Here is a 5,274-nt window from a genome sequence, read left to right on the forward strand (position 1 = left end):
GTTGTTCTGTGGGTGCAGGTTGGCTCGAATCTTCTGAACCTGGTAGAGAAGAAGGCAATACCGGCTGATTATCTGAAGGGGGTGGGGCAACCGGGACGATCGCGTCTGTGTTCGGCCCAGTAATACCGGACTGATTACCAGATTGAGTTATCCCAGGTTTTGCCACAATTAAAACCCAGGCGATCGCTAATAATATCTGAAATATTTGAAAAAAACGTTGATTCATTGGTAGATATTTCACCTTGGAAAATAGGGACTTAAAAATCGGGACTTGAAAATCGGCTATTTAGAAGTTTGTGGGCAAAGAAAACCCATAACCAATTCCTAAAATAAATCGCGTGCCATCTCCAGCACTTCCAGTAATATCCGTTAAGGCAGGAGAAATGACTACGGGAATATTTTTAAATGGGGCAATGGAAAGACCCACGGTCATGTCTTGACCAGTCCATTCCGCGATCGCGCTGATGGGTTGATTAATCCGCAGGGCCATTGAACCAAATACCCCCACGGTTCCTTCATCATTATTAATCTGATCTTCGGTGCGAAATTGACCGCTACCGACTCCCAGAGATACATGAAGCTGATTAAACAACTCCGAAGGATCGGGATCGAAAATAAACCGTTTCGTCACCACCCCATAAAGCGATCGCCCTCCGTCGGTTTCCCCCCAACGGATTGCCCCTTGGACTCCCGCAGCGACACTCAGATCGTAAGGTAGGCGCCGATGTAATTTCACGCTGACCGTACCATCCTGAAACGCATCTCCCCATAAATCAGTTGCCGTAATGCCCAAACTAACTCCAACGGTTTTGACGGGATTACCAAATCCAATCCCAAATCCCATCACCCCATCCGCGTCTTCCGTAAACCGGGTGCGTTCTTGGACTCCTAACCCAAATCCTGCCCTGCCCCAAGACGACCCATAACCAGAGGGGTTCATAATACTCACCCCTGGGGATGCTGCCGGGGGTTTTCGTTGTTCTCTTTGGATACTTTGAGAACGCAAAGGCACTCTTTGGGGTCGAAATACATCCTCTGAACCGCTTTGCCGATGTAATGTGGAACGTCGTCGCGGTGTTCCCGGTTCTGGGACGGGGACGGGAACTGGAACATCCGGCGATTCCTGGGCGATCGCCTCTGGGAATTCGGTTTGCGGCATCGTTTCTGTTATATTATCCGCTTCAGCGGAAAATTGCGAAACCAAGGGGATGAATTCTGATTCTTGCTGACTTTGAGAAGCTGCCGGAATTGCCGGAATTAGACTAAGGGCGATCGCTGATATTATAGTTAACAAAAATACACTTTTTTTCATTGTCAGTTATCCTGAAAAGCTCAATTACTTTGTTAGGAAATCATTAAATTTGACAAAAGTCTTGAATCCCTTGCCAAATCTGTGGCAAAACATTAGTCAACCCATGATCGCTGTCGAGTTCTTGCAGTTTTACCCAGGGGCGATCGCTGGCAAAAGATCGACTCGACTCAATGGGAATCACCTCATCGTGAATCCCATGAAAAATTAAAGTAGGAATTTCTCTAGAAAACTGTTCATTTTGATACTGGAGTAAATCAACCCAAAATTGATAGCTGAGTGGCAAATCCCGGTTTTCTCCGTAATGGGGAAATAGCCCAAATCCATCCCTTTGCCATTGCTGCATGGCTGCCTCTCCCAACAAGCGAGATAAATGTCGGTGAAATTGGAAAGCGGGGGCTAGTAAAACTAAGCGTTTTACTTTAAAGTTTCCTTGAGCCAAAATTGCTGAAGTCAATCCGCCAAAACTAGAACCAATTAAGGTAATTTCTGGTAAGCTAGTGAGAGTTTTCTCTGTTGTGTCTGAGATAGATATTTTATCAAAATATTCGGCTTTAATGAAATTTAATTGTCTGGTTAAGGTAAGATTGAAAAAATCCCCTTGATTCAAATCAGGAGTTTGTAGGTTAATTGACAATTGGCCAAATCCTTGGCGGAAATACTCCGCTTTTCCCCCGTGGGGAGAAGAAGCAAACCCATGTAGATAAATATACTTATCCCGTCCCATAATCCTTAAGCAAGATAAACATAAGATATATTTTAGCAAAATGTAGGGTGTGTTCGCGGAAACTTTTTTGTCAGCAATTAACTTCTATTCCAGCCGTAACGCACCACAGCAAAATGTAGGGTGTGTTCGCGGAAACTTTTTTGTAAACAATTAACTGCTATTCCAGCCGTAACGCATCATATTTTTTGGGTGCAAAAGTTAACCCAAAAAATAAAACAAACCGGGTTTTTATTTTATTTTGGGTGTTTGGCAAAAGCTGGCAAAAGGTGCGTTACGGCTGGAATAAAGGTTAATTGTTTATGTCAAATTTTTTCGCCAGCCTAACACACCCTACAGTTTTATTAAGAAACCGGGTTTCTATTTTATTTGGGGTTTTTCGCAAAGGTTAACGTTAATTACCCGGTTTCTGGGGTCTGGGAGAGGGGCCGATCGCGCAGATCGGGTGAGGGAATCCTTTTTTTGGGAAGACGGGAGGCGCGAGAATCAACTTTCCTCCCCAAAGCCCGATCGAACTCAAAACCCTTATAATACCAATATAGATATGCCTGAACAATTGATAGGACTTTAGAAAAAGGAGATAACCGTGATGCAAATTACATTAAGTCAAGAACAAACGCAAGTCCTGGAACGATTAGTACAACAAGGTCGGTATCCTTCATTGGAAGCTGCTATAAATACCGCATTAATACTTCTCACCGATGAAAATTCATTCAATGAGTCAACAGAAAATCCAGAATACTTAGCTTGGCTGGCACAAACGCGCCAGAAAATAGAGGAAGGATTAGAGCAGTCAAAACGCGGAGAGTCTTTGGATGGAGAAGCAGTGATTGCTCGATTGAGAGAAAAAGTTAAATTAGCTTCATAGGTACAGGCATGAACCGTTTTCTCATCACGGTTGCTGTAGGGATTTAGAAGAAATTTCTAGTTACTTTCTGGAGAAAAATGTCGAAGCTGGAGAGCTTTTTGTTGAGGGTTTTAACAAAAAATGTCAGCAGTTAGCCCGGTTTCCCTATTTGGGACGTTCTTACTCTCAATTTAGTCAGAATCTACGAGGGATTCCATTAATGGGTTATATTATTTTTTATCAGGTAATTGAAGACGGCATTGAAATTGTGCGCGTGATTAGTGGTTATCGAAATTTGTCGGATATTTTTCAGGAAAAGTGACTGATGAAAAGCGATCGCTTTTTTGTCCCCGAAATAACCGGGTTTCTGTTGTGAATATGTAGGGGCGAATGGCCATTCGCCCCTACCGTGGAACCAAAAAAGAAACCCGGTTTCTGAGTTCAGGGGAAGCGATTCCCTCCGGGACGCTTCGCGATCGCGCTTTTTCTGTGTGGGATCTAGCCCTTTTTAAGAATGGATAGGCTCAAGATCACCAGCAAAATCTTCATCTGCAACACAGATGCCATTGTGCCAAAGTTCGTATTCACTAATATCAATATCCTCATTCCAAACTAGAGCATATCCCCCCGGTTCAACTTGAAAATTCTTAAAAAATGTAGGATTTCTTAACCGAGCAAATGTATGATTGTCTAACAACCTAGAAACATCGTATTGCCGGATTTCTCCATTACTAAACTTAACCAGCAAACTATAATCTTGAATAACTTTAGCAGAAATAATCCGAGGCGGCTTCATAAAATTAAATCATTTTAAAGGTGGCAGCTTAATAAATTCTTGGCTATTCCAAATCTGGAGTAGTTCTTTCTGGTACAATTTTGCCCATTCTAGCACCATTTTTTCGGCACGTCCTGGTAAATCTCCTTCAATAACTTCTAGAGACTCAATACTGATTAACGCATTATACTCACCATAAATAGCGTGAAAATGAGGGGGAGAATGATCGCCAAAGAACATGGCGACAAAATTTGACATAAACAATTAACGTTTATTCCAGCCGTAACGCACACGGCAAAATGTAGGGTGTGTTAGGCTGGCGACAAAATTTGACATAAACAATTAATGTTTATTCCAGCCGTAACGCACCATTTTTTGGGGGGGCGGTTAACTCAAGAAACAAAAAGAAACCGGGTTTCTATTTTATTTGGGGTTTTTCGCCAAGGTTAACGCAAGAAACCCGGTTTCTGGGGAGAAAGAGAAGTTTATTAATCAGTAATTAAAAAGCGATCGCGCTTTTTCTGTGTGCGATCGCGCTTTTTTGTCCCAAGCAAAGAAACCAGGTTTCTGTCCCTCGAAGCAAAGAAACCGGGTTTCTGTTGTGAATATGTAGGGGCGAATGGCCATTCGCCCCTACCGTGGAACCAAAAAAAAACCCGGTTTCTGAGTTCAGGGAGGCGATTCCCTCCGGGACGCTTCGCGATCGCCCTTTTTCTGTGTGCGGTAAGCTTTCGCTATGCCGTCAGGCAAGCACGCTTCAATCTGGTTGTCGGGTTTGTCCAATAAGGCTTGACTGCGGCAGTTATCTGAAAAGCGGTTTACTTCCTAACAAACCATGTGAATAATAATGGAAATGGTGGATTAAGCGAACGTTAAACATCTTCAAAGATTGCATCTTTTTTTAAGGAGAGCAGTTTCTAGCGCTTCATCAATACCAAAGATTGCATCTTTTTCAAGGAGAGCAGTTTTTAGCGCTTCATCAATACCTTTGTTAGATCCAAATCGGGCTTGAGTAACTGTGGCATTTTCAAGATTAGCCCCTTTTAAATCAGCTTTTGTTAAATCAGCCTCAGTCAGGTCAGCATTACTCAGGTCAGCCTCTCTTAAGTCAGTTTTACTCAGATTAGCCCCTCTTAAGTCAGCCTCACTCAGATTAGCTTTTCTCAAGTCAGCCCAATTCAAACGAGTCTCACTTAAGTCAGTCTTGCTCAAATTAGCATTACGCAAATCGGTTTTACTCAAATTAGCCTTACTCAGGTTAGCCCCACTCAAGTTAACCCAACTCAGATCAGTTTCACTTAGTTCACTTAGATCAGTTTCACTCAGATTAGCCTTACTCAGATTAGCTTCACTTAGGTTAGCCTTTTTTAAGTTAGCCCCACACAGGTTAGCTCCACTCAAGTTAGCCTGACTCAGATTAAACCCACTCAGGTCAGCATTGCTCAAATTAGCCTCACTCAGTTTAGCCTTTTTTAAGTTAGCCCCACTCAGGTCAGCATTACTCAGGTCAGCATTACTCAGGTCAGCATTACTCAGATTAGCATTACTCAGATTAGCCTTACTCAGGTTAGCCTCACTCAGGTCAGCCTCACTCAGATTAGCCTGACTCAGATTAGCAT

Annotated in this window: 10 protein-coding genes; 3 read left to right on the forward strand and 7 right to left on the reverse strand. The window is 42.9% G+C overall.

Going from position 1 to position 5,274, the window contains the following annotated elements; translation table 11 throughout:
• The 3 genes from AM228_RS34625 to AM228_RS26960 all read right to left on the reverse strand — a co-directional run.
• On the reverse strand, positions 1 to 226 hold a 226-nt coding region (locus AM228_RS34625), incomplete at its 3' end, for a hypothetical protein (RefSeq protein WP_054469997.1).
• 60 nt (positions 227 to 286) lie between these two features.
• The gene (locus AM228_RS26955) at positions 287 to 1,312 is read right to left on the reverse strand and encodes a hypothetical protein (RefSeq protein WP_054469998.1); all 1,026 of its coding nucleotides are present in this window, start codon (positions 1,310 to 1,312) and stop codon (positions 287 to 289) included.
• A 43-nt stretch (positions 1,313 to 1,355) separates the two neighbouring features.
• Entirely contained in the window at positions 1,356 to 2,036 is a 681-nt protein-coding gene (locus tag AM228_RS26960) for a YqiA/YcfP family alpha/beta fold hydrolase (RefSeq protein ID WP_054469999.1), read from the reverse strand.
• A 586-nt stretch (positions 2,037 to 2,622) separates the two neighbouring features.
• On the opposite strand from AM228_RS26960, the gene AM228_RS26970 reads away from it, so the two are divergent.
• The 3 genes from AM228_RS26970 to AM228_RS36485 all read left to right on the forward strand — a co-directional run bounded on the left by AM228_RS26970 (position 2,623) and on the right by AM228_RS36485 (position 3,402).
• Positions 2,623 to 2,901 carry a hypothetical protein gene (locus AM228_RS26970; protein WP_054470001.1) on the forward strand — a complete coding sequence of 93 codons (279 nt, stop codon included), beginning with the start codon at positions 2,623 to 2,625 and terminating at the stop codon, positions 2,899 to 2,901.
• Positions 2,902 to 2,968: 67 nt separating this feature from the next.
• Positions 2,969 to 3,202, forward strand: a complete 234-nt coding sequence (locus tag AM228_RS26975) for a type II toxin-antitoxin system RelE/ParE family toxin (protein ID WP_199317316.1) — start codon at positions 2,969 to 2,971, stop codon at positions 3,200 to 3,202.
• A 68-nt stretch (positions 3,203 to 3,270) separates the two neighbouring features.
• Positions 3,271 to 3,402, forward strand: coding sequence for a hypothetical protein (locus AM228_RS36485; RefSeq protein ID WP_255353279.1), 132 nt, complete (start codon positions 3,271 to 3,273; stop codon positions 3,400 to 3,402).
• Here AM228_RS36485 and AM228_RS26980 read toward each other — a convergent pair.
• The 4 genes from AM228_RS26980 to AM228_RS26990 form a co-directional block, all read right to left on the reverse strand.
• Positions 3,389 to 3,676 (reverse strand): DUF2442 domain-containing protein, encoded by a 288-nt coding sequence (locus AM228_RS26980; RefSeq protein WP_054470003.1) that lies wholly within the window; start codon positions 3,674 to 3,676, stop codon positions 3,389 to 3,391. The genes AM228_RS36485 and AM228_RS26980 overlap by 14 nt on opposite strands.
• A 9-nt stretch (positions 3,677 to 3,685) precedes the next feature.
• The gene (locus AM228_RS26985; protein ID WP_054470004.1) at positions 3,686 to 3,913 is read right to left on the reverse strand and encodes a DUF4160 domain-containing protein; all 228 of its coding nucleotides are present in this window, start codon (positions 3,911 to 3,913) and stop codon (positions 3,686 to 3,688) included.
• A 234-nt stretch (positions 3,914 to 4,147) separates the two neighbouring features.
• On the reverse strand, positions 4,148 to 4,282 hold the full coding sequence (locus AM228_RS36490; RefSeq protein WP_255353280.1) for a hypothetical protein: 135 nt from the start codon (positions 4,280 to 4,282) through the stop codon (positions 4,148 to 4,150).
• A 255-nt stretch (positions 4,283 to 4,537) separates the two neighbouring features.
• Positions 4,538 to 5,274, reverse strand: a 737-nt coding sequence (locus tag AM228_RS26990; RefSeq protein WP_197285427.1) for a pentapeptide repeat-containing protein, incomplete at its 5' end; no start/stop codon positions are given.

It is taken from the genome of Planktothricoides sp. SR001 (genome assembly GCF_001276715.1).
In the GTDB taxonomy this organism is placed as follows: Bacteria; Cyanobacteriota; Cyanobacteriia; order Cyanobacteriales; family Laspinemataceae; genus Planktothricoides; species Planktothricoides raciborskii.